27 protein-coding genes, 1 tRNA gene and 1 pseudogene are annotated in these 26,539 nt (G+C 56.1%); 25 read left to right on the forward strand and 4 right to left on the reverse strand.

Annotated elements, in window-relative coordinates:
• Window position 1: 1 nt before the first annotated feature.
• From EH55_RS05695 to EH55_RS05710, 4 genes are read right to left on the reverse strand one after another with little or no spacing between them, the layout of a single operon-like run.
• A complete protein-coding gene (locus tag EH55_RS05695; RefSeq protein ID WP_081839457.1) occupies window positions 2-1,198 on the reverse strand; it encodes an efflux RND transporter periplasmic adaptor subunit in 1,197 nt (398 codons plus the stop codon).
• Window positions 1,185-2,456 (reverse strand): TolC family protein, encoded by a 1,272-nt coding sequence (locus tag EH55_RS05700; RefSeq protein WP_037975602.1) that lies wholly within the window; start codon window positions 2,454-2,456, stop codon window positions 1,185-1,187. The genes EH55_RS05695 and EH55_RS05700 overlap by 14 nt, the downstream gene beginning before the upstream one ends.
• 13 nt (window positions 2,457-2,469) lie before the next feature.
• On the reverse strand, window positions 2,470-3,858 hold the full coding sequence (locus EH55_RS13440) for a sensor histidine kinase (RefSeq protein WP_051682687.1): 1,389 nt from the start codon (window positions 3,856-3,858) through the stop codon (window positions 2,470-2,472).
• Complete coding sequence (locus tag EH55_RS05710) at window positions 3,855-4,541, reverse strand: response regulator transcription factor (protein ID WP_037975604.1); 687 nt, start codon at window positions 4,539-4,541, stop codon at window positions 3,855-3,857. Before EH55_RS05710 ends, EH55_RS13440 begins: the two co-directional genes overlap by 4 nt.
• A gap of 369 nt (window positions 4,542-4,910) precedes the next feature.
• On the opposite strand from EH55_RS05710, the gene EH55_RS05715 reads away from it, so the two are divergent.
• From EH55_RS05715 to EH55_RS05835, 25 genes and pseudogenes are all read left to right on the forward strand, one after another.
• Window positions 4,911-4,984: transfer RNA gene (locus EH55_RS05715), tRNA-Cys, on the forward strand.
• A 285-nt stretch (window positions 4,985-5,269) separates the two neighbouring features.
• A complete protein-coding gene (locus EH55_RS13445) occupies window positions 5,270-6,010 on the forward strand; it encodes a hypothetical protein (protein ID WP_051682688.1) in 741 nt (246 codons plus the stop codon).
• A 528-nt stretch (window positions 6,011-6,538) separates the two neighbouring features.
• On the forward strand, window positions 6,539-7,138 hold the full coding sequence (locus EH55_RS05725; RefSeq protein ID WP_037975605.1) for a tryptophan transporter: 600 nt from the start codon (window positions 6,539-6,541) through the stop codon (window positions 7,136-7,138).
• Between the two features lie 2 nt (window positions 7,139-7,140).
• Window positions 7,141-7,977, forward strand: a complete 837-nt coding sequence (locus EH55_RS05730; protein ID WP_037975607.1) for an energy-coupling factor ABC transporter ATP-binding protein — start codon at window positions 7,141-7,143, stop codon at window positions 7,975-7,977.
• Window positions 7,974-8,789 (forward strand): energy-coupling factor ABC transporter ATP-binding protein, encoded by an 816-nt coding sequence (locus EH55_RS05735; RefSeq protein ID WP_037975609.1) that lies wholly within the window; start codon window positions 7,974-7,976, stop codon window positions 8,787-8,789. Before EH55_RS05730 ends, EH55_RS05735 begins: the two co-directional genes overlap by 4 nt.
• A complete protein-coding gene (locus EH55_RS05740) occupies window positions 8,790-9,548 on the forward strand; it encodes an energy-coupling factor transporter transmembrane component T family protein (RefSeq protein WP_037975611.1) in 759 nt (252 codons plus the stop codon).
• Window positions 9,549-9,800: 252 nt separating this feature from the next.
• Entirely contained in the window at window positions 9,801-10,472 is a 672-nt protein-coding gene (locus EH55_RS05745; protein ID WP_037975613.1) for a GntR family transcriptional regulator, read from the forward strand.
• 262 nt (window positions 10,473-10,734) lie between these two features.
• Window positions 10,735-11,220, forward strand: a complete 486-nt coding sequence (locus EH55_RS05750; protein ID WP_037975614.1) for a CtsR family transcriptional regulator — start codon at window positions 10,735-10,737, stop codon at window positions 11,218-11,220.
• A gap of 146 nt (window positions 11,221-11,366) precedes the next feature.
• Window positions 11,367-11,747, forward strand: a complete 381-nt coding sequence (locus tag EH55_RS05755) for a UvrB/UvrC motif-containing protein (RefSeq protein WP_160170730.1) — start codon at window positions 11,367-11,369, stop codon at window positions 11,745-11,747.
• Complete coding sequence (locus EH55_RS05760; protein WP_037975617.1) at window positions 11,737-14,211, forward strand: ATP-dependent Clp protease ATP-binding subunit; 2,475 nt, start codon at window positions 11,737-11,739, stop codon at window positions 14,209-14,211. The genes EH55_RS05755 and EH55_RS05760 overlap by 11 nt, the downstream gene beginning before the upstream one ends.
• 236 nt (window positions 14,212-14,447) lie before the next feature.
• Window positions 14,448-14,684 carry a DUF5320 domain-containing protein gene (locus EH55_RS05765; RefSeq protein WP_037975618.1) on the forward strand — a complete coding sequence of 79 codons (237 nt, stop codon included), beginning with the start codon at window positions 14,448-14,450 and terminating at the stop codon, window positions 14,682-14,684.
• A 56-nt stretch (window positions 14,685-14,740) separates the two neighbouring features.
• The gene (locus tag EH55_RS05770; protein ID WP_037975620.1) at window positions 14,741-15,118 is read left to right on the forward strand and encodes a DUF134 domain-containing protein; all 378 of its coding nucleotides are present in this window, start codon (window positions 14,741-14,743) and stop codon (window positions 15,116-15,118) included.
• Window positions 15,115-15,477, forward strand: coding sequence for a NifB/NifX family molybdenum-iron cluster-binding protein (locus EH55_RS05775; protein WP_037975622.1), 363 nt, complete (start codon window positions 15,115-15,117; stop codon window positions 15,475-15,477). Before EH55_RS05770 ends, EH55_RS05775 begins: the two co-directional genes overlap by 4 nt.
• Window positions 15,474-16,313, forward strand: coding sequence for a nucleotide-binding protein (locus EH55_RS05780; RefSeq protein ID WP_037975623.1), 840 nt, complete (start codon window positions 15,474-15,476; stop codon window positions 16,311-16,313). The genes EH55_RS05775 and EH55_RS05780 overlap by 4 nt, the downstream gene beginning before the upstream one ends.
• On the forward strand, window positions 16,310-17,191 hold the full coding sequence (locus tag EH55_RS05785) for an ATP-binding protein (protein ID WP_037975625.1): 882 nt from the start codon (window positions 16,310-16,312) through the stop codon (window positions 17,189-17,191). The genes EH55_RS05780 and EH55_RS05785 overlap by 4 nt, the downstream gene beginning before the upstream one ends.
• Before the next feature lie 884 nt (window positions 17,192-18,075).
• Window positions 18,076-18,798 (forward strand): annotated as a pseudogene (locus EH55_RS14565) (P-loop NTPase).
• 143 nt (window positions 18,799-18,941) lie between these two features.
• Window positions 18,942-19,220, forward strand: a complete 279-nt coding sequence (locus EH55_RS05800) for a NifB/NifX family molybdenum-iron cluster-binding protein (RefSeq protein ID WP_201769348.1) — start codon at window positions 18,942-18,944, stop codon at window positions 19,218-19,220.
• Window positions 19,221-19,246: 26 nt separating this feature from the next.
• Complete coding sequence (locus EH55_RS05805; protein ID WP_160170731.1) at window positions 19,247-19,558, forward strand: BMC domain-containing protein; 312 nt, start codon at window positions 19,247-19,249, stop codon at window positions 19,556-19,558.
• Between the two features lie 132 nt (window positions 19,559-19,690).
• Window positions 19,691-19,981 (forward strand): rubredoxin, encoded by a 291-nt coding sequence (locus EH55_RS14860; protein ID WP_081839458.1) that lies wholly within the window; start codon window positions 19,691-19,693, stop codon window positions 19,979-19,981.
• 210 nt (window positions 19,982-20,191) lie between these two features.
• Window positions 20,192-20,539, forward strand: coding sequence for a rubredoxin-like domain-containing protein (locus EH55_RS14865; protein ID WP_354378700.1), 348 nt, complete (start codon window positions 20,192-20,194; stop codon window positions 20,537-20,539).
• 397 nt (window positions 20,540-20,936) lie between these two features.
• A complete protein-coding gene (locus tag EH55_RS05815) occupies window positions 20,937-21,863 on the forward strand; it encodes a peptidylprolyl isomerase (RefSeq protein WP_037975631.1) in 927 nt (308 codons plus the stop codon).
• 431 nt (window positions 21,864-22,294) lie between these two features.
• Window positions 22,295-23,335: a threonine synthase gene (gene thrC, locus EH55_RS05820; protein WP_037975633.1), complete on the forward strand. Its 1,041-nt coding sequence runs from the start codon at window positions 22,295-22,297 to the stop codon at window positions 23,333-23,335.
• Window positions 23,332-24,291, forward strand: a complete 960-nt coding sequence (thrB, locus tag EH55_RS05825) for a homoserine kinase (protein WP_051682689.1) — start codon at window positions 23,332-23,334, stop codon at window positions 24,289-24,291. The genes thrC and thrB overlap by 4 nt, the downstream gene beginning before the upstream one ends.
• Window positions 24,292-25,524: an aspartate kinase gene (locus EH55_RS05830; RefSeq protein ID WP_037975635.1), complete on the forward strand. Its 1,233-nt coding sequence runs from the start codon at window positions 24,292-24,294 to the stop codon at window positions 25,522-25,524. It abuts the gene before it with no gap.
• Complete coding sequence (locus EH55_RS05835) at window positions 25,524-26,522, forward strand: aspartate-semialdehyde dehydrogenase (RefSeq protein WP_037975636.1); 999 nt, start codon at window positions 25,524-25,526, stop codon at window positions 26,520-26,522. Before EH55_RS05830 ends, EH55_RS05835 begins: the two co-directional genes overlap by 1 nt.
• The last annotated feature ends 17 nt before the right edge of the window (window positions 26,523-26,539 follow it).

Genomic DNA, 26,539 nt, shown 5'->3' on the forward strand with positions numbered 1-26,539 from the left:
TTTATTTTCCCTCTTTCGGCACGATTATGCCGGTAATGACATTTTCACCTTCGCCGACGCCCGAGAGTATTTCGGTGTTCTGTCCGTCTGTGATGCCCTTTTCTACTTCCACCTTGACCGGCTTTTTCTTTTCGAGCCGGTAGACCGCCGGCTGCGTGACCTCCGCCACGGTCTGTTTGTGATCGCCCGGGCCGGGCATCCCTCTATCCGAGGCCTCTTTATTGTCTGAGGGCTTGAAGCGGAACGCGCTGTTGGGTACGGTGAGGACACCTTTGCGGCTTTCGAGTATCAGCGATACGTTCGCCGTCATGCCGGGCAGAAGCTTGCCGTCTGGGTTTGAGAGCTTGACAACGACCGTGTAGGTGACGACGTTGTCGTTAGTCTCAGGCGAGAGGCGCACCTGCGTCACTTTGCCCGCGAATTTTTCGTTAGGGTAGGTGTCGACGTTGAAGGTAGCTTCCTGTCCTTCGCGGACGCCGCCTATGTCGGCTTCGTCGACATTGACTTCGACCTGCATCTGCGTCAGGTCGCGCGCTATCTCGGCGATGGAGGGCGTCTGGTAGCTTGCCGCCACGGTCTGTCCCTCTTCGACGTTCTTAGCTACGACGACGCCGTCGACGGGCGAATATATTTTCGTATAATTAAGGTTTATGCGAGACTTCCGCAGTGCGGCGGCCGATTGGGAGACCTTTGCCTCAGCCGCCGTCAGGCTTGCCTTGGCCTTGAGCCACGCGCTCGTGTCGGCGTCGACGTCGCTCTTGGCTATCAAGTCGCGCCTTGCGAGTTCCTGAGTGCGCACGAGGTTTTTCGCCGCGACGTCGAGCTCCGCCTTCACATTCGCTACGTCGGCGCGCGCCGACGCAAGCGCCGCTTCATACTGCGCGACCTCCGCCGCCTGCGTGTCGGAATCCATCAGCGCTATCAGCTGTCCCTGCTTAACACGGCTGTTGTAATCGAAGTATAATTCCTTGATGGTGCCGGATATCTGGGTGCCGACGTCGACGGTCTCGACCGGGTTGAGCGTCCCCGTCGCCTGTATCGTAGACAAAATGTCTCCGCGCGTTACCGGAGAGGTTTTATACTGTATCTCCGTTTTGCCTGACGATATGTAATAGTAGCCGCCCGCCGCGGCGGCAATAACGAAAAGCGCCGCCGTGAGCTTCAGCGCTCTGTTTTTTTTCGTCTTACCGTTCCCCATAATTCAATCCTCCAATTGCTTTTTCAAGATCAAGCCGCGCGGCTTTGCAGTCATACAGCGCGAGCACTCTCTTTGCCGACGCCGACGCATAGCTGTCGACCGCGTCGGATATTTCCAGGTTGTCTCCTACGCCGGCCGCGTAGCGGCCTTCGGCGAGGTCGAGAGTCGCCTTGGCCGAGCGCTCGGCTTCCGTCGATGAGGCCAGCGATTCTTTTGCTTCGCGCAGAGCTTCCCAGGCCTCGCGCACCTCGAGCGCGACGCTGTTCGAAAGGCTCCTAAGCTCGGCCTGAGCCGTTCTAAGCTCCGCCTCCGCCTGTTCTATATTGCTCTTCGTAAGGCCTCCGTCGGTGATGGGCACGGAGAGGGATATCTTCGTGCTCCATTCGCCGTCTTCGAAGGGAGAGGAAGCGCCCAGGCCGTAGCCGGCCGACGCCGAGAGCGACGGGGAAAGGCCCTTCATCTGCACTGTGAGGTTCGTCTTGGCGTATTCGACGCGCTTTTGCTTCGCGGCGAGCTCGGGGCGCCCCTGCTGAGCCCTTTTCGCCGCCTCTTCGAGCGACATGTCCCACTCCTGGTAGTCGAGAAGGTCTTCGACGGCGCCTATTTCGCGCATCGGCTCGCCCATCGCGTTCGCAAGCTCGGCGCGGAACTTGGCCATCGAGGCCTGCGTCTGCACGACGGCGAGCTTCGACGACGCGAGATCCGCCTCGGCCTTCGTCACTTCGATCTTGGCCTTTGTGCCGACTTCATAATACGAGCGCGCCCATTTCAAGCGCTTCTCAAAGTTGTCACAGCGCGTCTGTGCGACCTGGTTTTCGCGCGTCGCGCGGTTCAATCCGTAATAAGCCAGACAGACGTTCCGCACTACCGTATCGCGCTGGGCCAGCAGATCGGCTTCAGCCGCCTCCGTCGAGAGCTTGGCGCCCGCGACCCTCGCCTCACGCCGCCCCCAGTCGCTTATCGACTGTTCGGCGCTGACGTTGGTGGAGTAAGAGCCGTCGTTGTTTTCGTTCGTCAACCCCGTGCCGCGTCTCGTGTAGCTTGTGCCGGCCGATAGCTGAAGCCGCCCCGTAGACGCGGCCTTTCCTATGGCGGCGCGCTGCGCCGCGATCTTTTCGCCGTATGCCGTGAGATCGGGATTTTTGCTCATGGCTTCCGCCAGGCATTCGCTGAGCATCAGAGTCTCGGCCCAGGCTGCGCCGGCAAAGAGAGCCGCTATCGCGAAAGCCGCCGGCCACTTAAAAATTTTGATTTTCATGGAGCACTCCCCTTTATTCGATATCCTTGCGCGGTACTTTCAGCGTGAAGCGGCTTCCTTCGCCGGCTTTGCTTTTTACCGATATAGTCCCGCCGTGCGCGTCGATTATCGCCTTCACTATCGCGAGCCCTATCCCGAGACCGCCGCTCGCTCTCGCGCGGGACACGTCGGTTCTGTAAAATCTTTCGAATATATACGGCAGGTCCTTATCTGAAATCCCGATGCCGCTGTCTTGCACCTCGACCGTGAAATCTCCGCCCTCCTTCTTCATCGTGACGGAGACCTCGCCGCCCGCGTCGGTATAGCGCAGCGCGTTTGATAGAAGATTCTCTATCGCCTGGCGGATCTTTCCGGCGTCGACGACCGCGGCTACGTCGACCTCTACCTCGCGCTTCAGCGTCACTCCCTTGTTTTTGTAAAGAGGGTCGAAGACGAGCGCGGCCTTTTCTATGATCTGAGAGACGTCGACCTTTTCGAGCGCGAGAGCATGTCCGGCGCTTTCTATGCTCGTCAGCCTTTCGACCTCCTTGATAAGCTGTGAAAGGCGGTCGACTTCGCTGACGGTAAGGCGTATCCTCTCCGGAGTCGGCTGCCATACGCCGTCCTCTATCGCTTCGAGGTGAGATTTTATTATCGTCACCGGGTTGCGCAGCTCGTGGGCCACGTCGCTCAGCAGCCTGCGGCGAAGTTTTTCCTGCGCTTCGAGCGTGCTGCCGAGGCGGTCGACGCTATCGATGAGGATCGATAATTCCGTTATGTCGGATTCCATCTTGTCTTCTATCTGATAGTTTCCGCGGCTGATCTGTTGTGCGCGCTTCGCCGCGTTGAGCACCGGGCGGCTTATCCTGAAAGCCATGAAGAAGGCTATCGCGCCGGCCGTCACGAGCATGAAGGCCACCGCGTAGTACATGATGCGGTTGAACTTTCTGAGGAAGGCTCCCTCGGGGCTGAAATTGAATGGGACGCATAAGAAGCGCAGCCCGCCGACGCGGCGGCCGTCGATCAGTATGTCGCGGTTGCTGACGATCAGCTCTTCTTTTAGAATCTCCGGTTCATTCTCTTTGCTTTTGCCGCGTCTCTTTTCGCGCTTCGACATCCTGCTGTAGGTGCGCACCTCGCCGCCGTCTTCGTCGGTAAGCTGCACAGTGACCATCGGCCAGCGCAGGAAATCCGCGTCCATCGGCAGAAGCGCGCAGATGTCCCATGAGCCGCTCTGAACATACAGCGCCGCGAATAGCTCCGCGATCTCAGATTCGTTTTCGCGCAGCCTTTCGGACGCGAAATTTCTGAACTGCATGTCGAGCAGCTCGGAAATAGCCGTCGGTATAATCAGCATACAGACGATGACGATCACCATATACTGGAATATCAGCTGCGTCCGCAGCGAGCGCTTCACGCTCATTTCGAGACGTCCGAAATTTTATATCCGAAGCCGTGCACCGTGCGGATGTATCCGTTGTCGTGCTCCGCGTCGCAGAGCTTCTTTCTGATATTTTTTATATAGCTGTCTATCGATCTCTCGAAGCCCTCGTACTCGTAGCCGAGCGCGTAGGTGATGAGGTCGTCGCGGCTCCACGTTTTTTCAGGGCGCGAAGCCATCTTCGAGAGAATCATGAATTCATTGCGCGTCAGCGATATTTCCTCGCCGTTCTTCTTAACGGTGAAATTCTGCGGGTCGATCACGAGAGAGCTGCCGACCTTGATGAGACCGGTCGACGCGCCCTCCTCGCCGCCCCTCCTTAGATTCGCTCGGATGCGTGCCATCAGGATCCTCGGCGAGAAGGGCTTTACGATATAATCGTCGGCGCCGGCGTCGAGCCCCGCGACGATGTCGTCCTCGCCGCTCTTTGCAGTCACCATGATTATCGGCGCGTTCGATTTGCGGCGAATCTCCGTGCAGACGTCGGCGCCGGCCATGCCCGGCAGCATCAGGTCGAGCAGCACAAGGTCGAAATTGCCCGAATTGAACATCGCGAGCCCCGTCACGCCGTCCCCCGCAATCTCGGCGCTGTGCCCGTCGCGCTCGATATACGCCTTCTCGACCTCGGCTATCGCGCGTTCATCCTCTATTATCAAAATATTCATCTCCAACCGCCGCTTTCCTCATTAATTTCGTCAATTATATTCCAAATGCGCGAAGCGCTCTCATTATCCAGGCCGAAAACTGCAGCGATGTTTTCGGCCTCCTGTTGGGTTTATGGAAGAAGCGGCGCCAAAGGAGCGTAAGCCGTATCTTCTTCGCACCGTCAAAGCTGCCCGATGCGTTACGTAAAGGATATCAGGCGGCTGTGAATATTCTATGAACTAAATATGTGAATTTTATGACGGGATGATAAAATTTTCACTATAAGGCGACGGGACGAAATTTCGAAGCGCCTCCGGCGAAGGGGAGTGCAATTTTCGTGTTTTTCTTGACACTCAGAGCGTTGATTGCTATACTTCTCCCTGTTGTACGGCGGCATAGCCAAGTGGTAAGGCAAGGGACTGCAAATCCCCCATCCCCAGTTCGAGTCTGGGTGCCGCCTCCACAGTTAAATTTCGTTAAACTGAAACCCCGCCGTATGTCACAGAGGGGGTTTTTTGATTCTCTTCGCGCGCCCGACGTAGCATCAGCGGCTTAAATGCCGGGAGTTGCGTCTCTCGGCTGTTCGGTGACGACGACGTTTCCTCGCCTGCCCCAAATCGGCCGTTACCCTTCGCTATCCTTATACCCCTTGCGTAGACGTGAAGAATAACTTATCCGCACTTGAACGATTCCGCACGTTTCCGTTATACTTTTTCCTGTATTTTTATTGAGATAAGGGGGAATGCGTTTGAATCTATTCAAAGAGAACAACTCTCTCAAGATATTTATCAGACGTCACCGCGCGGACGGCGCGGCGCAGATCGAAAAATGTGAACTTTGCAGGCTTGGACCGAAGGATATTGAAGATACGGCAACTCTTCACAACAAAGTCGCGAACGGGCTTTCGCATGAAATATTCGTACCAAGTCCATATGAGGAAATAGAGCGCTTCCTCGGAGGCGAAGGTCTGGCCGTCGGCATACGCAGCGGGGACAAACTTGTAGCGGCGCGGACGGTGAAGATGAGCTGCGCGTGGGCGAACGAGGCCGCCGAGGAATACGAGATGGATTTCGGCGCCGACGAGTTTCCGGCCGTCACCGGCTTCTGCGTCGTCGACTGGGCGTATCGCGGCAACAACGTACAGTATCTGACGCAGTACCTTGTCGAGGACATTGTTTCGAGAGAACACACTTCGCTCGTGACGACCGTCTCGCCGAAGAACATTTTCAGCTTGAACAACATCCTTGTCTGTAATTTCAGAATCATCGGGCTTAAAGCGGTCTACGGCGGCTATCTGCGCTACGTACTTAAAAAAGATTTCAGGCCGTCGCTGCTGCCTATCTGGACGCACGGGCACAGGCAGATTAACATCAGGGACAAGGCGGCGCAGATAGAAGCGATAGCGGAGGGATACGCCGGTTATAAACTCGTACGCAAACACACGAGCGGCTTTCATATACTATATGCGAAGGTGGCGGCGGAAGCATAAAAGTTTTGCCCGTTTTGACCGGAGGCATCCAAAAAATCTTTCTGCGGCGTGGATTCTGACGCGATATAATTCTCTGAGAGAAAAAACATTTACAAAGCGTTAAAAACTGCCCGATTATCATTTTTGTCGCAGCGCGAAATAAAAATTTTTAAATCAGGGGTTGACAAACTCAAAGAGCTGCTGTATCCTCTCGCACAAGTTGAATATCAAAACCGATGAGGCGGAGATAAAGTTTCCGGATGCGCCTTACAGAGAGCGGGGTTGCTGAGAAACCGCGGGAGATGCTGGGAGACAAATGGACCGCCGAGGGTGCGCGGAAAAGGGGTATCCTGAGTATGGCGCAACGCAGGCGCAGCGTGAAAGGCGCGGGAGCGTGATAGCGCTCTTCGAGCGGGCCGTTTGTGCGGCCAATGAGGGTGGCACCGCAGATAAGTGAAAATCTGTCCTTCGATATGAGCGATTCATATCGAAGGACAGTTTTTTATAGACAGAAGCCAGAACAGACAAGATCAGAAAGGACAGATGAGAATGAACGGCAAAGAAATTAAGGCGGCAAATGAGAGAACGGTGGCGGCAGAGAAAAAGGCGGCGGGGGCGGGGCTTTCGGTATCGCAGATTATGCTCGTCGCGCTGCTGCTTGCGTCGGGCGCGGTGATGAAGTTTTTCATCGGATCGATATTTTCGGCGGGCATGAAGCCGAACTTCATCATCGCGATGTACTGCCTGGCGATACTTCTCGTAAAACCGAAGCTTAAGGATGCGCTCATCATTGGGCTGCTCGCAGGAGCGGTCTGCCAGTTTTTTCCTGGCACTCCTTACCTTAACTTCCCGAGCGAGGCGGCGGGAGCGGCAGTGATGGCGCTTTTCGTGATGGCCGGGCGCCGCGCCGGCGGGGCTCTGATGCCCGCGCTGTCGACGTTCGTTTCGACGGTGGTGAGCGGCGGCGTTTTCATGATTCTACTTTACGCACTTTTCTTCTCAGGCGGAAGCAGAGTTCCGGCCCCTCTTGCGCTATTTCTCGGAATAATCTTCGGCACTGCCGCAGTCAACGCTCTCATCGTGCAGCTCCTCTACCTGCCGGTAGCGGCGGCGATGCGCATCCGTGCCGACGTAAAGAAGGAGCACTGACGATGATTCGCATCGAGAATCTTTCGTTCATCTATGAGGGCAGTGAGAAAAAAGCTCTCAGCTCCCTTTCGCTGCACATTCCGAAGGGCTCTTTTGCCGGCGTGACCGGCGCAAGCTGTTCAGGCAAGAGCACGCTTCTGCGAGCGGTTGCGGGAATAGTGCCTCACTTCATGCGCGGGAGGTTCTTCGGCGCGGTGAAGGTTAACGGCGTCGACACACTTGACACCTCGCCGCAGAAGCTTGCTGCGACAGTCGGTTTCCTCGGCGAGGATATCGAAAGTCAGATGATCTGCGAAACGGTCGAAGAAGAAATTCTTTTCGGGCTTGAGAACTTCGCCGTTCCGCACGGCGAGATAGAAGGGCGCATCGAAAGGGTTATGGAAATGTTTTCGCTCGCGCCGCTGAGGAAAAGAAAAATATCGTCACTCTCCGGCGGTCAGAGACAAAAAACTGCCCTTGCCGCCGTGATAGCGCTTTCGCCGCAGCTGCTCATACTTGACAATCCTTCGGCGGAGTTGGATCCGGTGGCTACCGAGAGCCTTTACGAAGCGCTTTCAGCTCTCAATTCGCGCGGCGTGACGATAGTGACGGCTGAACAGAAGCCGGGAATCCTCTGCCGCTTCGCGACGCATATGACGGTGATGTCCGAGGGTCGCGCGGTACTGAACGGCAGCGCGCAGCAGGTGATGGACGAAACGGAGCTTCTGAGGAGCGCCGGCGTCATGCTCCCACGCAGGGCCGAGCTGAGCGGGCGACTCGCCGCCGAGGGGCTCTACAGAGGAGGAACGCCGCTTAACATACCGAGTGCTGCGGAAATGATAAGGGGAATGGCGCAATGAAGGTAATCGAATTCAAAAACGTATCCTACGGCTGCGGAGAGGGGAATCTTCTGACGGACGTATCGTTCGGCATACAAAAGGGCTCCTTTACCGCGCTCGCCGGAGAAAACGGCGCCGGCAAATCGACGCTCTGTCGTTTGGCTGCCGCGCTGCTTCGTCCCGTCAGCGGAGAAGTCATTAGCAACGGCTTAAGCACGTCAAAAGAAAAAACGGCCCGCTTCGCCGCGTTCACAGGCTTTCTCTTCCAGAATCCCGACCGGCAGATATGCCGTTCGACCGTCCGCGAAGAGATGGCCTTCGGCCTCAAATACACAGCTCTCGGCGGCAGGGAAGCGGAGCTCGCGCTCTCGGAGACGATCGAAGAGTTCGGCTTCGCGCCTGAGCGGGAGATATTCAGCATGACCCGCGGCGAGCGCCAGATGCTTGCGCTGGCTTCCGTACTCGTGCGCAAGCCGGAAATACTCGTAGCGGACGAGCCGACGTCCGGACTCGACGCCCGCCAGTACGCCGTCGCCGCCGAGAAGCTCAAGGAGGCGCGCAGACGCGGCGCTACCGTTCTCATGGTCACGCACGATATGGAACTCGCCGAGGAGACGGCCGACGAAATGCTCGTCGTAGCTGGCGGCAGAATAACGGCGCACGCGCCAGTAGAGGAGATTTTTTCCGACCGCGCGCTGATGAAAAGATCTTCGCTGCGGCAGACGGAGATACGCGAGATCGCCGCGCTGCTCGGCGGAGACTTCGCGAAAGCCGCCTCGGCCTACGAGATGGCCGAGATAATAAAAAATAAGCGGAAGAGGATGGTGGCGTAGATGGATGGGCTTTTTGAATGCACCGACAGTGACGGCCTTATATACAGAATCAATCCGTCGGTTAAGTTGATCATCGCGTTCGCCGCGGGCATGTCGGCCTTCGCCGTCAAAAGCGTCGCCGGAGCGCTCTTCATAGCGGTTCTCACCATCTTAGCGGCGGCGCTTTCCGGCCTCGGCAGAAAAGCCCTGTCTATGGCGCTGCTGCTCGCGAAGATATCGACTCTCCTCTTTCTGATTCAGCTGCTCTGCGCTGGAGGAGGAAATGTGATATTCAGGGCTGGTCCGCTAAGGATAACGGACGAGGGCGTTTTCTTCTCTCTGCTGATGGTCGCGAAGCTCATCGCGGCGTCGCTGCCCCTTATGCTCGCTCTTTCGGCGACGAAACGCGGCGACCTCGCCAACTCTCTCGTGCAGAACTGCCGGCTGCCATACAAATACGCTTTCGCGCTCACGGCGACGCTTAAATTTATACCGGCTCTTGCCGGGGAAATGGCGCAGATCATGGAGGCTCAGCGCGCCCGCGGCGTGGACTTCGACGTACGCAATCCGCTGAAGAAGGCGGCGCTTGTCGCGCCTCTCTGCCTGCCCCTAATGCTCTCCTGTGTCCGCCGCACGGAAAACAGCGCGATCGCGGCTCAGCTTCGCGGCTTCGAACTTCGCAGGCGCGACAGCGGATACAAAAAATATCCGATAGGGATAAAGGACGCGTCCGCCGCAGCGCTCAGCGCCGTCGCGCTCGTTTTCGCGTTTATGCTCTGACTTGGGTGCTGCCGCTCTACGCGATGCTGATGGTAGTCGGTGCTGTAGGATTGTTGATAGCTACGTTCATAAAGCTCGGTCCGTTCTGAACGGACCGCCCTAAGCGGGGTGCGTTAAGGCGGTGGGCGCGCAGAGTTCGTTCCTATGAATTTTTTGCGCAGCCTGCCGCCTTGTATTTATTTGCGGAAATATTTTATAATAAACTCAAGAAAACGGGGAGCATAAAAACTACAAGTTCGTTGGAGGAGCGAAATGCCTAATATCATAAAAGTGCCGACACTCGGGGAGCTGGCTTATGAAAGCATAAAAGCGCAGATACTGTCGTGCAGGATACTTCCGGGCGAAAAAATAAACATCGATCAGTACTCCGCGGAGCTTGGGGTCAGCACGACGCCGGTGCGTGAAGCGCTGTCGAAACTTCAGAAGGAGGGGCTCGTGCAGTACGTGCCGCGGATGGGATGGAAAATATCGAAGATATCGAAACAGGAATTCCGCAAGCTGCAGGAAGTAAAATCGCTGTTGGAAATAACGCTCGCCGAGCGAGCGCTGCCGTTCATAAAGAGCAGCGACATTCCGCAGCTGACCGCCCTCAACAATCAAATGAAGGATTTGGCGAACTCCTTCGCCGGAGGCAAGCCTGACCTTGAGAAACTGCTTGAAGCCAACGACCTCTTCCATATGTACATCTTCAGATTCTACAATAACGACATCATGATAGAGATACTTCAGCAGACGTGGAACAACCTCAGATACGCGAGGCTCATCTGGATATCGTCGCAGGAATTCTTCGATAAGTTCTACGACGAACACAACGCCATCATCGACGCGATAAAGAACAAGGACCGCGACGAGCTTCGCAGCGCTGTGGAAAAACATCTGCACTGCGGGCTCGGCTACATGGAAGAGTGCCTGGAAGATAAATAACCGCTGAGCTCATAGAAAGGTGAAGCCGGCTTCGCCTCGTCCAATACGCGCGAAGAGAGGCAGAAATGGCAAGGCTTCTCGTCGCTTTTTTGCAGAAATTGATGCGTCGTCCTTAGCTTCGATTTATCGCGTTTAGTTTTGCCATTGAGAAAAAAGCAAATTCTTTTCATAAAAATATTGACGAATACTGACCAAAGATATATAATCCAATTTGTAAAATTCATGCGGGAGATATTTTCCCGATGAAACGGGAGTGAAGACTGTGTCGGCATCGAGCCTTACGAGCAAGATAGAAGAGTATATCGAACAGCTTCTCGAAGAAAATGGGAGCGGTGCTATCTCTTTGAGGAGGAAAGATCTGGCCGAGCTCTTTGAATGTGTTCCGAGCCAGATAAACTACGTTCTGCGCAGCAAATTTGCGCCGGAAAACGGCTTCCTTGTGGAAAGCCAGCGCGGCGGCCACGGCTATATCCGTGTCGTGCAGCTGACGTTCAAAAACTGCGACGAGGAGGTCACTCACATCCAGGACCTTATCGGCAGCCGCACTTCGGAGCAGGAGTCGAAGCGGCTTCTGATGAACTTGCAGAACAGGAAGCTTTTATCTGCCCGCGAGCGGCTGTTGATAGAAGTCGCGCTCCGCAGTCAGGATGAAAACGGCAGGGCTCTTTTCGACGTTTCGATTCACAAGCGCGAAATAATGAGAGCGGCCCTGCTGAAAAAATTACTTACGAGCCTTGCGCTCAGTTAGGGGGCGGCACCATGTTGTGCGACCAGTGTAAAGTTAAGCGCGCTGAGGTACACCTTGTTACTGTTATCAACGGAGAACGCTGTATACGACATCTATGCCGCGAATGCGCCGAAAACAGCCTGCGTACCGACGACGTATCGAATTTGATGAGGCTTTCATTTTCTCTCGAAGGCCTTATGGGTATAGAAGAAGCGTTCAAAGAATTGGTTTTGCCCGCTCTACGCGGCGTTCAGCCGCAGGCAAAACAGCCGCGTCTATGCCCGCATTGCGGAGCGGAACTGCCCAGCTCAATGTTTGAAAGCACGCCGATGGCCAAGCCGGCGCGAGTACAGAAGAAGATGACGCTTGAGGAGGAGATCGCCGATCTGACGCGCAAGATGCAGAAGGTTGTAAAAAACGAAAATTACGAACTTGCCGCAAAGCTGCGCGACAGAATATCCGAGCTGAAAAACCCGGCTTTGGAAAAAGATGCGGCGGAAAATGGAACGGCGCAGGAAGGAGAAAGCCCGAACGACAATGAGGCCTGATTTCACCGAAAGAGGCAAGCGCGCCTTTCAGATAGCTCAAGACGAAGCTCTGAGAATGGGGCATGAGGTCGTCGGCACGGAACATATCCTGCTGGGGCTTTTGCTCGACGGAGATACCTATATTCTGCGCCTTCTTGCAGAGTACGGCCTTACGGCAGACGCCCTTGTAAAGGAAGTAGAAAAATACGCCGGAGCCGGTACTCCGCGTGAAGAGAAGGTCGACCTTCCGATGAGCGACCGCGCTAAGCTCGTTATGTCTCTCGCGGTGCGTGAAGCGGCGCGCATGAGGGTCGCCTACGTTGGAACGATTCATATCTTCCTCGCCCTGCTCGCCGAGGAGGAGGGAATGGCTGCGCGCCTGCTTTCCGCTCACGGCCTGAACCTTGAGGACTGCCGCAAATTTTTTGCGGCCGAGACGGAGGGAGACACTCAGGAACGGGAAGAGCCGCAGGATGAGCCGCGTTTCGAATGGCAGCCTCCGCGTCAGCCGTCGGTCGTCCAAAAGACGCCGATGCTCGACCAGCTTGCTATAGACCTCACGCAGATGGCGAGAAAAAACGAGCTCGATCCGGTCATAGGGCGATCAAAGGAAATCCGCCGCGTCGTGCAGATATTGTCCCGCCGCACTAAGAACAACCCCGTGTTGATAGGCGAGCCGGGAGTCGGAAAGACGGCCGTAGCGGAGGGGCTCGCCCAGAAGGTGGTCAACGGCGACATACCGGAGATACTGAGGGGCAAGCGCGTGATGCAGTTGAACGTGGCGAACCTCGTCGCCGGCACTAAATACCGCGGCGAATTCGAAGAGCGCATGAGACGCCTCGTACATGAGATACGCGAGTCGAAAAACGTGATTCTCTTCATAGACGAAATACACACGATAGTCGGAGCAGGCGGGGCTGAAGGAGCTGTCGACGCGGCGAACATCTTGAAGCCGAGCCTCGCGCGCGGAGAATTCCAAGTGGTCGGTGCGACGACGATCAGCGAGTATCGCAAATACATCGAAAAGGACGCGGCGCTGGAAAGGCGTTTCCAGCCCGTGCAGGTCGACGAGCCCACCGAAGAGGAAACTGTGCAGATTCTAGCGGGGTTGCGCGACAGATACGAGGCGCACCACGGCGTGAACATAACGGATGCGGCGCTCGAAGCCGCAGCGTCGCTGTCGAAGCGCTATATAACCGACCGTTTTCTGCCCGACAAGGCTATAGACCTTATCGACGAAGCGTCGGCCCGCGCGAGGATAAACACGCTCGAGCTGCCGGACGATATAAAGGCGCTCGAACGCAATATCGAGGGGATACGCAAGGAAAAAGAATCCGCCGCGGCGCGTCAGGAGTTTGAAAAGGCGGCGCTGCTGCGCGACGAAGAGCGCAAAACAAAAGAGCGCTACGAGGAGATGCGCAGGGAGTGGACTCAGGCGCAGAGCCGGATAAAGCCGGACATCAGCGCGGAGAACATCGCCTCGATAGTCTCGGAAACGACCGGCATACCGGTGACTCAGCTCACGGAGGAGGAGAGCCGCAGACTTCTGCACATGGAGGAGGAGCTGCGCACGCGCCTCGTCGGACAGGACGAAGCGCTCTGCGCCGTGGCGCGTGCGGTGCGCCGTTCAAGGAGCGGCATGAAAGACCCTAAGCGCCCCGTCGGGAGTTTCCTCTTCCTCGGGCCGACCGGCGTAGGCAAAACGGAACTCGCACGTTCACTCGCGGAATTCCTTTTCGGCAGCGAGGACGCGATGATTCGCATGGACATGAGCGAATACATGGAGCGCCACGAGGCGGCGAAACTGATAGGCGCGCCGCCGGGCTATGTCGGCTACGAGGAAGGCGGCAAGCTGACAGAAGCGGTGCGCAGGAAGCCTTACTCGGTCGTTCTTTTCGACGAGATAGAAAAGGCCCACCCGGACGTATTCAACATAATGCTCCAGCTGCTCGAGGATGGGCGCCTTACCGACGGGCACGGGCACGTCACCGACTTCAGGAACTGCGTCGTGATAATGACGAGCAACGTCGGCGTTTCCGACGGCATGGGAGGCCGTGCTCTCGGCTTCGGAAGCAGGGACGAAAGAAGCGACGCGGACATGCGCAAGATGCGCGAGACGATACTGGAAGCCGCGAAGAAGACCTTCCGTCCGGAATTCCTGAACCGCATCGATGAGATACTCGTATTCTCCCCCCTCGGCAGGCCCGAGCTGCTGAAGATCGTCGACATAATGCTCAAAGACGTCATAAAAAGGGCGAACGGCAGCAATATAGAAGTCGTAGTAGACGATTCTGCGAAAGAGCTTATCCTCGACAAGGGCTACAATCCGAAATATGGAGCGCGCCCGCTTCGCCGCACGATACAGAAGATGATCGAGGACGAAATATCCAACAGGATGCTCGAAGGCGGAATTTCCGCGGAAGACAAGATAACTATAAAGCGCAGCGGTGAAAGTTTCGATTTCACGGTCGGCGCGAAAAAATAAAATAAAGATCCGGGGATGCGGAAAGCGCATCATTCGGCGATAATCAAGAAATGCTCCCGATCATCGGAATCGATAGATGATTGGGAGCAAACTTTATACCCGCTATCAAGTTTTAGTTTCCTGTTACTTTCAAATAAAAGCCAGAGATATTATTGACATATGCCGAAAACTATGATAGGCTAAACCTGAAAATGACATATGTCATAAATTCGATTGAGGCGGAGGAGGTGAAAACCATGTCTAGAATGGATGGAACAGGTCCGATGGGACTGGGAGCAAGAACCGGTTTAGGCCGTGGGGCTTGTGCAGGCAATCCCAGCTTGAGGAAAGGAATGCAGTTCGGACACGGCTTTGGCCGCCGTATGGGGTTATGCCGAATGCTACCAGGAAGCACGAAAGATTGTCTGCTGGCTCGAAAAAGCTTGCTTCAGGAAGCTTTGAATGCCGTCGAACAGGAATTAGCAAAGATGTAAGCTGATTGCAGCGGCATAGGGGGTCGCTCCTGTGCCGCTGTGACAGGAGGTGAACCATGCCAAGACCGAAAAAGCGGCGAAAAGTTTGTTGTTTGCCGGTTCGTACTGAATTCGCACCGGTAGGCGAGCCTTTTCATTCGGGTGATGCAGTTATGATGACGGTGGACGAATATGAGGCGATTCGCCTTATTGACCACGAAGGATTCAACCAGGAGGAGTGTGCGGGTTATATGAACATCGCCCGCACAACCGCACAACAGATCTACAACGATGCCCGAAAAAAGCTGTCCATTTCACTGGTAGAAGGCAAGCCGCTCGTGATCAGCGGAGGTGAATACCGGCTTTGTGAGGGCAACGAGCCATATTGCGGCTGCAGCGGGTGTCATCGTCACCGCCGTGGTCGGATGGAAACAACGGAAGGAGGAAACCAATGAAAATAGTGATTCCCGTAGATGAGAAAAAACCGGAAAGCAGCGTCTGTGTCTCCTTTGGCAGGGCACCTTACTTTATGCTGCACGATACCGAGGGAAAAACAACGGAATATATCGCCAATACTGCTGCCGAAGCACAGGGAGGTGCTGGGCTTAAAGCTGCGCAGCTTATCGTGGACTGCGGCGCCAACGTTCTGCTCGCTCTCCGCTGCGGTCAAAATGCAGCAGATGTGCTGAATGCCGCCCAGATAAAGATCCATAAGGCCGAAGGGCTTAGAACTGCCGAAAACCTTGCCGCCTTTCAAGAGGGAAAGCTTACACTTATGACCCAGTTTCAAGCAGGCTTTCACGGCCGCCAGTGAAGCTGGCGGTTTTAAGCGGCAAAGGCGGGACCGGAAAGACCTTTGTGTCGGTGAATCTGGCGGCAGCAGCAGGCAGCGCCACCTATATCGACTGCGACGTTGAGGAGCCTAACGGAAGGCTTTTTTTGAAGCCTGAAAGACTGACAAGCAAAACTGTCACCACTAAGCAACCCGCCTTTGACGCCGAGAAATGCACGGGCTGCCGCAAGTGCGTGGGCTTCTGCCGCTTTAACGCTCTGGTCTACGTAAAGGCCAAACCCATGCTTTTTTCAGAGGTATGCCACTCCTGCGGAGGGTGCAGGCTGCTTTGCCCATCCGGCGCGATATCGGAGACAGAAAAGCCGGTGGGAGTCGTGGAGTGTGGAGAGAGCGGTGGCGTCCGCGTCGTCACCGGCTGTATGGATTTGGGCGAAGCGTCCGGCATTCCCATCATCAAAGCTGCGCTTGCCGAGGCATCCAATGCGGATGAACTGACCGTTATTGACTGTCCTCCAGGAAGTGCCTGCTCCGTGATGGAAAGCGTTCAATCCGCAGATTATTGCCTGCTGGTGGCAGAGTCTACCGCCTTCGGCCTACATAATTTTAAGATGGTCTATGAACTGGTGAGATTACTTCATAAGCCCTGCGGCGTGGTCATCAACAAGGCAGACGGGGAATATATTGCGCTCGATATTTTTTGCCGGGAACACGGTATTCCCGTGCTGTGCTGCATCCCGTACAGTGAAAAGCTGGCTTGGCTGGGTGCGAGCGGCCAGATCGCAGCTCTTGCTGACAGCAAATACGCGAAACTGTTTCACAGCCTTCTCGACGATATCCGAAAGGAGGCGTGCGTATGAAAAAACTGCTGATCCTCAGCGGCAAAGGCGGTACGGGCAAGACCACTGTGGCTGCCGCTTTTATCGATTTCCTGAACGCGGAAGCCTTTGCCGACTGTGATGTGGATGCGCCGAACCTGCATTTGGTTGCAGGGATGAACACTCTGCCGGAACGCTGGGATTATTTCGGTTCTCAAAAGGCTTTCATTGATCCCCCAAAATGCGTCGGCTGCGGGGCCTGTCTCGACAATTGCCGTTTTGACGCCATCGTGCTGCGAGACGGGATATGCGAGGTCGACGAATACGCCTGCGAAGGTTGCGGCGTATGTGAATATGTCTGCCCTCAAAGCGCCGTGACCATGAGCGATGACGTCGCCGGGGAACAGATGCTGTATAAAGACAGCCGCGTGTTTTCCACAGCGAAGCTCAAAATGGGCCGCGGAAACTCCGGCAAGCTGGTCACAGGAGTTAAAAAGGCCCTTATAAGTGCAGCACCGGATTCGGAGCTTGCCGTGATTGATGGATCCCCCGGTGTTGGCTGTCCGGTCATCGCTTCTGTCAGCGGAGTGAATCTGGTGCTCATTGTGGCCGAACCATCGCTCTCCGGTATCCATGACATGGAGCGTATTCTGAAAACTGCAGTCATACTCATGGCGAAAGTCGCGGTCTGCGTTAACAAATACGATGTCTGTATGGAAAAGATGGAGGACATCGAAAGATATTGCCGAGAAAAGAGCGTGCCCTTTGTAGGGCGGATCCCATTTGATAAGCAGGCATCTGCCACTATCAACGCAGGACACAGCCTTGCATCAGTTGACTGTCCGGCAAGGGATGCGCTCAGAGATGTTTTCAAGAACACTATCGCGCTGTTGAGAGAGGATAGCTATGTTGAATATTAAAGTTTTGCTGGAGAATACGCAGGTACGACCCCGACGCACTGACGGAGCACTGCTTGAGCCTGTATATCGAAACAGAACGCCATAAGCTCCTTTTTGATATGGGGCAGACCGATCTGTTCGCGCGAAATGCCCGGACGCTTGGGGTCAATCTCAGCAATGTGGCATAGCGGTTCTTTCACACGGACACTATGATCACGGAGGTGGACTCCGCATCCGCAGGTCATGGAGATCAATAAAAACGCGCCGATATATAAGCTGCCATGCCTTTGAGCCACATTATTCCGGTGCGGAACGTTATTATTGGCCTTGCCCCGGCGTTCAGCGGCGACCCGCGCTTTATATCTGTGGCAGATCACACGCGAATCGAAGATGAATTGGAGCTGTTTACCTGTAATAGCTCCCCGCGGCCGTATCAAACGGACAGCGCTGGCCTGAATGCATCGCACAGACCAGGATTGACGCCGGACGATTTCCGGCATGAGCAGTATCTGCTGATTCGTGACGGCCCACGCAGGGCGCTTGTAAGCGGTTGCTCCCATAAATGGGTTCTGAACATCATGGAGTGGTTTCATCCTGATGTTTTGATTGGGGCTTTCACTTCATAAAACTGAACCCTAATGGCGAGGGCAAGAAAAGGCTTGCATCTTGCATCTGCGGCGAAAAAACTGAGTTAGTATACTGCGTCTTTTTACATCTGCCACTGCGCAGGTGTGGAGCAATATGGTATTATCTAGCCAGCAGCGGTTAAGAAATCGTACTGTGAGGAGGCATTTAGCATAAGCGAAAACTGCTCGCATAACTGCTAGAGCTGCAACGAGACTTACAACAAGAGGACGAAAGAGAGCCTTTTGGCAAGGCCACATGAGCTGAGCCATATCAAAAAGGTGATCAGCGTGGTCAGCGGTAAGGGCGACGTGGGCAAATCCATTGTCATACCCCTGTTGGCGATGCTGGCACAGCGTGATGGGTTTGAGACAGCCATTCTGAATGCCGACATCACCGGCCCATCCATACCCAAAGCGCTTGGCCTGCGCGAAAAGGCCTAGGGCAGCGAGTTTGGGCTTTAGCCGGTGAAAACCAAAATCGGGATTTCCATCATGTCGCTGAATCTGCTGACGGAAAATGAAACCAATCCGGTGGTGTGGCGCGGACCGCTTATCGCCGGAACGGCCAAGCAGTTCTGGGCGGACGTCATCTGGGGCGATGTGGATTATATGTTCATTGACGTGCCGCCCGGAACCGGCGATGTTCCGCTCACGGTATTCCAGTCCATTCCTGTGGATGGCCCCACCATCGTTGCATCCCCGCAGGAACTGGTAGGTATGATTGTGGAAAAAGCGATCAACATGGCCCAGATGATGCATATCCCCGTTTTCGCCCTGGTTGAGAGTATGAGCTGTATTACATGCCCGGACTGCGGAAAGGAAATCCGCGTGTTCGGAGAAGGCCACATTGACGAAATCGCCGAAAAGCACGGCGTTCAGACTGTTGCCCGTTTGCCTATCGATCCCAAGCTGGCTGCCGCATGTGATGCCGGAAGGATCGAGCTGTTCGACGTCGGTTGGCTGGATGGCTTGATGAAGAAACTGGCATCGGAAAACAAATAAAGGCGCGAGCCGAAATAATGGAGGATAACATTATGAAAATCACTGTTGCAAGCATGGGAAACATGGTGGCCGGTCACTTCGGCCACTGCGAAAACTTCAATATCTATGAGAGCTTAAGCGGCGTCGTGACCTAGGCGCAGAGCATCCCCAACCCCGAACACAAGCCCGGATTTCTACCGAATTTCCTCGGCGACATGGGCGTGGAGGTCATCATCGCTGGCGGCATGGACGACGGAGCTGTGGAGATATTCAATGAGCGGAATATCGAGGTCATCGTCGGCGCGCAGGGCGACGCAAAGGTCGCCGTGGAAAGCTATTTGCGAGGCGATCTCAAGTCCACGGATCCATCTGTCACGAGCATGAGCACGCGGATGAGTGCGGAGAAAAATAAGCGATATAGGGTATTTGAAGCCGCACTGTAATTGCTGATGTACAGGAGGAGAATATGTTGAAAACCAAAATAATTACCAGCACACAGAAAAATACTATTGAACTTGTTAATCGCAGGATATGTGACAAGAGCGTTTCTGAAGCGCTTGGCAGGCGGGAATACACTGCATTAGGTCTATGTGAAGGATCGGTGGCAGACATCATTGTATCTTGTGACATAGCTGAAAAGGCAGCCGACGTGATCGCAATTGAAATACAAGGCAATTGCCCGCAGCACATGGTATGCCTTGGTATATTCGGCAGTGTAGCCGCAGTCAAAACCGCTGTAAGCGCGGTGGATAAGCATTTTAACGGGAACGATCATGCCTAAAACTCTGATGTTCTGATGCCGTATCCATCGTGAACAAACACCATTAAAGTCATGTGGATGATGATTTTTCATGGACAATTTCTTCATGGCGGTTATAACAAGAATAGCAAGAAAACAAAGGAGGTTGATGCAATGAAAAAATATATCTGCTCCGTCTGCGGCTTCATCTATGACGAGGCAAAGGGCATCCCCGAAGTGAGTATTGCGCCGGGAACCAAGTGGAAAGACCTGCCCGACGACTGGTTATGCCCCCTCTGCGGTGCGGCTGATGGCGAATTCAGAGAGCAGAGATCACAAGCGTCCATGAAGAAAACTCTGCACGTTATGGAAACTCCCACGGATATGGAAGGAGCTGACGCTGCTGGAGATGAGCATTCTCTGCTCCAATTTGGCACGGGGTTGTGCAAAACAGTACAAATCTGAAGAAGCCGCGTTGTTCACCGAGCTTGCCTGGTATTATAAAGCTGTGTCGGCTCTGGCGAATAATCCCTCGTTTGCGGGGCTGCTCAATCTCATAGAGAAAGACCTCGAAAACGGGTTCCCCGCAGCGAACCCGTCTAATCCGACCACAAGGATTGTGGGGTGCTGCGAGCGCTGATCTAAAGCGAGGAGGCCACGCGCATCCTTAAGTCTATGCTGACCCGCTACGAAAAAGAGGGCGAAGCTATACTGGGGAATACCGGTGTATATGTCTGCACCATTTGCGGCTTTATGTTTGTGGGCGACAGCCCTCCACAAATCTGCCCTGTGTGTAAGGTTCCGAGCTGGAAGTTTGCTGCCTATGTCTTTATGTTTGCCCTACCGGGGCGGCGGACACCGAAAACAGAATTATCGACGAGGACAAATGCATCGGCTGTAGTGTCTGTGCCAATGCCAATGCCAATGCCAATGCCAATGCGTGTCCCAGCGGTGCCATCTCCATGGTACCAAAGGAGTTGCCGTCCCAACAGCCTAAAGCCGATCTCGTCAAGGCGGCGCTGACCACGGTTTTTGACGGTACTGCTGATTATCTGCATGATGCTATCAATTTTGAACTAGGGAACGATCTCGAAACTGCTGAGCAGCGGCTCCGGTGTTCTTGGTATAGCAATTGCGGCCGTCGTCAGCTCTATCACGCTCATCCCCCCCGGCTTCGTGGCCTTTCCAGCGGCTGTCAAACGCAACCTGTTAGCGCTGGTCTTTGCTGTCTGTGGCTCCTTTGCGATTGGAGGTATACTGGCATGAAAAAGCTGATTCCGGTTTTTTTACTTGAGCATGTAGCTTGTACTATATTGTTGGAGGAAATCACATGAAGAAATGTGAGAAAATAGATTCAGGATTTGCCTTTTTGTGATAGCATATTGCGCGTTGGACAGAAAAATAACGGGAGGAATTTGCAATGTCATTAGGGAAAAAATTTGCGTCCGGCGCCCTCGTCTTCTTTTCCGCCGCGGCGATAGCGGCGTCGGCCTTCGCGGCCGACAAGGATGAAACGGTTGTAACTGTCGGCTCGCAGTCTTTGAAACAGAGCGAGGTCCTGAGCCTGCTGCAGAACACAGCGGGAGACAACGCGATGATGGTCGGCCTCATGCTTCAACAGTCGACGCTGCCGGAGCGCGTCGATATGGCCAAACAGATGGCCGACGCGATGCTCTTCGCCGAAGGCGCGAAGCGGAGCGGGATTTCGTCGCGCGGCGACGTCGCCCTCAAGATAAAATGGCAGGAAGTACAGATTCTCCTCGAAGCCTACCTTCAAGAGTTAAGCAAGAAGTGGGATATGGGCGAGAAGGCTCAGAAGGCTTATTATAATGAGAACAAGAGCGAATTCGTGCAGCGTCCGGCGGCTCATCTCCGCCACATAATGACCTCGGCGGAGAAGGATGCCGCCGACGTCATCCTCGACATCTACAAAAACAAGGACTTCGCAAAGGCCGCCGAGAAATACAGCCGCGACCCCAACACGGCGGCGCGCGGCGGAGACCTCGGATGGATGGAGAAGGGAGTCATGCCCGAAGAGATAGACAAGGCGATCGAGGGAGCGCGTGAAAAAACTCTCGTCGGCCCCGTTAAGACGGAGCTCGGATGGCATGTCGTCGAAGTCCTCGAACGCCGCGGCGAGAAGCAGCTCTCATTCGAAGAGGCCCAACAGGAAGTGATCCAGCGCATGCAACTGAGCTACGTCAACAAGGAACTCGAGAAGCTCAGGGAAAAGATCAATGTCAAAATAAACGAGAGGGCGCTTGAAAATCTCGCCGGCATTCCGGCCGCGCCGCTCGAAAAGACTCCCGGAGCCGCGGAGGAAAAACCCGCCGAGAAAAAAGACTGACCGGCTTGCGGTGTGAAACAAGCGCCGGAGCGGAGGCTGACGCAGCGCCGCTCCGATTTTTTACGCGCTCTCGGCGGGGTCGGGCGCCGCAGAATTTTGCTTGACAATTTTCAAGCAGCGTAGTATAAATTACGCCAACGAAGCCGATAATGACGTCGCGATGATTGGGATAGTAAAGTTTATCTCCTTCACAGAGAGAGGGACGAAACGCTGAGAGTCCTTTGCAGGAGGGAATTTGAATACCACCCATGAGCGGATGCCGAAGCGCCTGCGATAAGGCATCGGGGTGCGCCCCTTATAGCGCGCACGAGAGCCGTCCTTGTGCGGCTGAAACGGAGTGGGACCGCGACAAATATAATGCCGCCTCTGTGCTTGATGCGCCGAGGCGGCGATTTTTTATTTTGCGCTTACTGCGAGAAGGAGGAAGATTAATGGGAGTTATCGAAAGATACGCACAGCTTCTGCCTGTGACGGAAAGGACTCCGAGGGTCACGCTCGGCGAGGGCTCGACGCCCCTCGTTCGCGTCGGCAACATCAGCAGGATGCTCGGCATAGAGCTTTGGGCTAAGCTGGAGGGCTGCAATCCCTCCGGCTCCTTCAAAGACCGCGGGATGGTAATGGCGGTCGCCAAGGCGCTCGAAACCGGAGCGAAGGCGCTCGTCTGCGCCTCGACAGGCAATACGTCGGCGTCGGCGGCGGCCTACGCGGCCGCGGCGGGGGTGCCCTGCTTCGTGCTGCTTCCGGCGGGGAAGGTCGCGCTCGGCAAGCTCGCCCAGGCTCTGATGTACGGCGCGACGGTCATCGCGGTAAAGGGAAATTTCGACAGAGCGCTGGAGATGGCGCGCGCCGCCGCGGAGCGCGAAGGCTTCGCGATCGTGAACTCGGTCAACCCGTACCGCCTCTGGGGGCAGAGGAGCGGAGCGTGGGAGATATGCGAGGCTCTCGGCGGAGCTCCCGACTGGCATGCGATTCCCGTCGGCAACGCCGGCAACATCAGCGCGTACTGGGCCGGCTACAAGCAGTATAAAGAGCTCGGAAAGATCGACGGGCTGCCTAAGATGATGGGCTTTCAGGCCGCAGGCGCCGCGCCCCTCGTCACCGGCAGGCCATGCCCGAATCCCGAGACTGTGGCGACCGCTATAAGGATCGGGAACCCGGTCAGCGCGCACCTTGCCAAAGAAGCCGTGGCGCAGTCGGGGGGGGAGTTCAACTCCGTTACCGACGAAGAGATTCTCGCCGCTCAGAAGCTCCTCTCGTCGAAAGGAGGGCTATTCGCCGAGCCCGCCTCCTGCGCGCCTCTTGCGGGGCTCATAAAGTTGAAAAAAGAGGGGCGGCTGCCCGACGGCATCACGGCGGCTATGATACTGACGGGAAACGGGCTGAAGGATCCCAACACGGCCATGTCGCAGGTCGGGCGCCCGATAGAGATAGGCGACAGCCTTGACGAACTGTTGGAGGTGATGAAGGGGTGAACCCTCTTATCACGCTGAGAGTGCCGGCGACGAGCGCAAACCTCGGTTCCGGCTTCGACGCGATAGGCATGGCGGTCTCTTTATACAACATTTTCAAGGTGATGGAGATACTGCCGCGCGGAGAATATAAGATCGAGGCGCACGGAGAGGGGAGCCGCGAGCTTTCCCAACCCAAGGCCAACCTCGTCGTGGCGGCCTACGAAGAGACTTGCCGCCGCTGGAATGTCGAAGGGCCGGGCTTTTCGCTCTGGTGCCACAACATCATCCCTCTCTGCCGCGGGCTCGGAAGCTCCGCCGGCGCAGTCGTGGCCGGAGTGCTGATCGCGAAGCACCTTACGGGGCATGAGGCGGACGACGACGAACTGCTGCGCGAGATGACGCTCATCGAGGGGCATCCGGACAACGTTGCGCCCTGCTATCTCGGCGGGATGGTCGTCAGCTGCTGGGATGGGAAGGACCTTCGCTACGTGAATCTTCCGGCGCTTCCCCCCGAGGTGCTCTGCGTAGCGGCCGTGCCGGACGAGCGGGTAAAGACCTCCGACGCGCGCGACGCCCTGCCGAAAGAGGTAGCCTTCTCGGACGCCGTCTTCAACGTCGGGCGCGCCGCTCTGCTTACAGCGGCCTGGGCTACAGGCAAATGGGATTATCTGAAATGGGGGATGGACGACAAACTGCATCAGCCATACCGCAGCAAGCTTTTCTCCGGCGGCGACGTGATATTTTCGCGCGTCCAGGAGCTGCCAGAATGCCTTTCCGTGGCTATAAGCGGCTCCGGCCCCTCTGTGATAGCCCTCGTCAGAGGCACTACTCACCGCGTCGCGGAGGCTATGTGCCGCACCTTTACGGAATACGGCGTCCGTTCGCAGTTCTTCGTCCTCGACGGCAGCGCGCAGGGCGCGCGCGTCGACCTGAGCATGGAGCTGCCGGACGCTTTGAAGAACGTGGGGGTGAAGTAAATGGAATGGGAAAAATTACCTCTCACCGTCCTTAAGTTCGGTGGCTCGTCGGTCGCCGACTCAAATAGAATGAGGCACGTGGCGCAGATAGTTAAAAAAACACGCGAAGAAGGCTACCGCGTCGCGGTGGTAGTCTCCGCTATGGGAAACACCACAGACGAGCTTCTCGCGCTCGCGAGCGACGTCGCGACTGAAAAGGACGGGCGCGAAATGGATCAGCTGCTCGCAACGGGCGAACAGCAGAGCGTCGCGCTTCTTTCCCTCGCGATAAAGCAGCAGGGAATACCGGCTCAGTCCTTCACGGCGCTGCAGGCCGGGATAAAGGCTGAGGGCTTCCCGATGGAGGGACGCATCTACAGAATCGAACCGGAGGCGGTCGAACGCGCGCTGAACGAAGGCACGGTCGCCGTAGTAACCGGCTTTCAGGCTATAACGGACAACGGCGACGTGATCACCCTCGGACGCGGAGGCTCGGACCTCTCGGCCGTCGCCCTCGCCGCTTCGCTCGGCGCCGAGTCCTGCCGCCTGCTGAAAGACGTGACCGGCATCATGAGCGGGGACCCGCGCGTCGTAAAGAATCCAAAGAAGCTTCGCCAGCTTGGATTTGACGAGTGCATGGAGATGGCGGTGCAGGGCGCGAAGGTCCTGCAGGCCCGCAGCGTCGAAGTGGCGGCGCGCTATAACGTGCCGCTCTACGTCGGTTCAAGTTTTATCGAAGAGGAGGGAACGTGGGTAATGAGCAACCCCGTAACAGAAGGATTAATTGTTAAAGCCGTGATACAGGATATGAAGGTGGCGAAGGTCGTGCTGCTCGGCGTTCCGGACATCCCGGGCGTCGCGGCGCGCCTCTTCGCGGAGCTCGCGGCGAAGGGAGTCGGAGCGGAGATGATCATCCAGAACAACATGCGCGGCGGTGTCAACGACATCGGCTTCCTCGTCAAGAAGACGAACCTTGAAGAGGCGAGCCAGGTCTGCCGCAAAATATGCCGCGAAATAGACGCGCAGGGCGTCTCCTTCGACACGGAGATCGCGCGCGTCTCGATAGTGGGCGCGGGCATCGCCAACCACCCGGAGATTCCCTCGAAGATGTTCAATATACTCGCGGAGGCCGGGATCAACATAGAGATGATCGCGTCGACGGCGCTGGCGATCACCTGCATAGTCGGAAGCGCGCGCGCCGAAGACGCGGTAAGGGAGCTTCACGATCACTTTATAGACGAGGTGGCCTTCTGATGAGCGGTAAAAAAGTCGCCGTACTCGGCGCGACGGGACTCGTCGGCCGCGAAATGCTCAAAACGCTCGAGCAGAGAAAATTTCCCGTTTCCGAATTGATTCCCCTCGCCTCACTGCGCTCGGCGGGGACAAAGATAAAATTCTGCGGCGAAGAATTGACGGTTCGCGCGGTAGATAAAGATTCCTTCAAAGGCGCCGATATCGCTATCTTCTCCGCCGGCGGCGGGACTTCTAAGCAGTGGGCGCCGATCGCGGCCGCAAGCGGCGCGACGGTCGTCGACAACAGCTCGGCGTGGCGCATGGACGAGGAGGTTCCGCTGATCGTTCCCGAGATAAACCCGGATGATAGATCGATGGCGAAGAAGGGCATCATCGCAAACCCAAACTGCTCGACGATACAGGCCGTCGTCGTCCTTTATCCGCTGCACAGGGCCGCCGGACTCAAATATATAAACGTCAGCACCTATCAGTCGGTCGCAGGGACCGGCAAAGCGGCGCTCGATTCGCTGCGCGGCGGCTCGCTCGCGGCGCTGAAGGGCGAGGATTACCATGACGCCGTCTACCCGCACAATATAGCGTACAACCTTCTGCCCCACATCGGCGCCTTCGACGACGAAGGAATATCCGAGGAGGAGTGGAAGATGGTGAACGAGTCGCGCAAAATCATGCACACGCCGGAACTGCGCGTCAGCGGCATCACGGTGCGAGTTCCGATATTCCGCTGCCACGGCGAAAGCGTCACCGCGCAGTTCGAACGCCCGCTCGCGCCGGAGGAAGCGCGCGAAATACTCAAAGGCGCGCCCGGCGTCGTCGTTCAGGACGACCCGAAGAGGGCCGTCTATCCGCTGCCGAGAGAGACCGCCGGCGAGGACGACGTCAGAGTCGGGAGGATACGCCGCGACACGGGGCTCGACAACGCGCTCGCGATGTGGATAGTCGGAGACAATCTAAGAAAGGGTGCGGCCCTCAACGCCGTACAGATAGCGGAGCTGCTTTAGGGGCGTCCCTTCGCCCA

The sequence above is a fragment of the Synergistes jonesii genome (assembly GCF_000712295.1).
GTDB lineage: Bacteria > Synergistota > Synergistia > Synergistales > Synergistaceae > Synergistes > Synergistes jonesii.

What these genes read in the sequence shown, in the direction of transcription:
- EH55_RS14865 (WP_354378700.1), top strand. Translation starts at nt 20,192, where the DNA reads ATGCTGACCCGCTACGAAAAAGAGGGCGAAGCTATACTGGGGAATACC.
- EH55_RS05830 (WP_037975635.1), top strand. Translation starts at nt 24,292, where the DNA reads ATGGAATGGGAAAAATTACCTCTCACCGTCCTTAAGTTCGGTGGCTCG.
- EH55_RS05700 (WP_037975602.1), bottom strand. Translation starts at nt 2,456, where the DNA reads ATGAAAATCAAAATTTTTAAGTGGCCGGCGGCTTTCGCGATAGCGGCT.
- EH55_RS05815 (WP_037975631.1), top strand. Translation starts at nt 20,937, where the DNA reads ATGTCATTAGGGAAAAAATTTGCGTCCGGCGCCCTCGTCTTCTTTTCC.
- EH55_RS05735 (WP_037975609.1), top strand. Translation starts at nt 7,974, where the DNA reads ATGAAGGTAATCGAATTCAAAAACGTATCCTACGGCTGCGGAGAGGGG.
- EH55_RS05695 (WP_081839457.1), bottom strand. Translation starts at nt 1,198, where the DNA reads ATGGGGAACGGTAAGACGAAAAAAAACAGAGCGCTGAAGCTCACGGCG.
- EH55_RS05835 (WP_037975636.1), top strand. Translation starts at nt 25,524, where the DNA reads ATGAGCGGTAAAAAAGTCGCCGTACTCGGCGCGACGGGACTCGTCGGC.
- EH55_RS05775 (WP_037975622.1), top strand. Translation starts at nt 15,115, where the DNA reads ATGAAAATAGTGATTCCCGTAGATGAGAAAAAACCGGAAAGCAGCGTC.
- EH55_RS05785 (WP_037975625.1), top strand. Translation starts at nt 16,310, where the DNA reads ATGAAAAAACTGCTGATCCTCAGCGGCAAAGGCGGTACGGGCAAGACC.
- EH55_RS05710 (WP_037975604.1), bottom strand. Translation starts at nt 4,541, where the DNA reads ATGAATATTTTGATAATAGAGGATGAACGCGCGATAGCCGAGGTCGAG.
- EH55_RS05770 (WP_037975620.1), top strand. Translation starts at nt 14,741, where the DNA reads ATGCCAAGACCGAAAAAGCGGCGAAAAGTTTGTTGTTTGCCGGTTCGT.
- thrC (WP_037975633.1), top strand. Translation starts at nt 22,295, where the DNA reads ATGGGAGTTATCGAAAGATACGCACAGCTTCTGCCTGTGACGGAAAGG.
- EH55_RS05755 (WP_160170730.1), top strand. Translation starts at nt 11,367, where the DNA reads ATGAGGCTTTCATTTTCTCTCGAAGGCCTTATGGGTATAGAAGAAGCG.
- EH55_RS05725 (WP_037975605.1), top strand. Translation starts at nt 6,539, where the DNA reads ATGAACGGCAAAGAAATTAAGGCGGCAAATGAGAGAACGGTGGCGGCA.
- EH55_RS05745 (WP_037975613.1), top strand. Translation starts at nt 9,801, where the DNA reads ATGCCTAATATCATAAAAGTGCCGACACTCGGGGAGCTGGCTTATGAA.
- EH55_RS14860 (WP_081839458.1), top strand. Translation starts at nt 19,691, where the DNA reads ATGAAAAAATATATCTGCTCCGTCTGCGGCTTCATCTATGACGAGGCA.
- EH55_RS05730 (WP_037975607.1), top strand. Translation starts at nt 7,141, where the DNA reads ATGATTCGCATCGAGAATCTTTCGTTCATCTATGAGGGCAGTGAGAAA.
- EH55_RS13440 (WP_051682687.1), bottom strand. Translation starts at nt 3,858, where the DNA reads ATGAGCGTGAAGCGCTCGCTGCGGACGCAGCTGATATTCCAGTATATG.
- EH55_RS05740 (WP_037975611.1), top strand. Translation starts at nt 8,790, where the DNA reads ATGGATGGGCTTTTTGAATGCACCGACAGTGACGGCCTTATATACAGA.
- EH55_RS05760 (WP_037975617.1), top strand. Translation starts at nt 11,737, where the DNA reads ATGAGGCCTGATTTCACCGAAAGAGGCAAGCGCGCCTTTCAGATAGCT.
- EH55_RS05765 (WP_037975618.1), top strand. Translation starts at nt 14,448, where the DNA reads ATGTCTAGAATGGATGGAACAGGTCCGATGGGACTGGGAGCAAGAACC.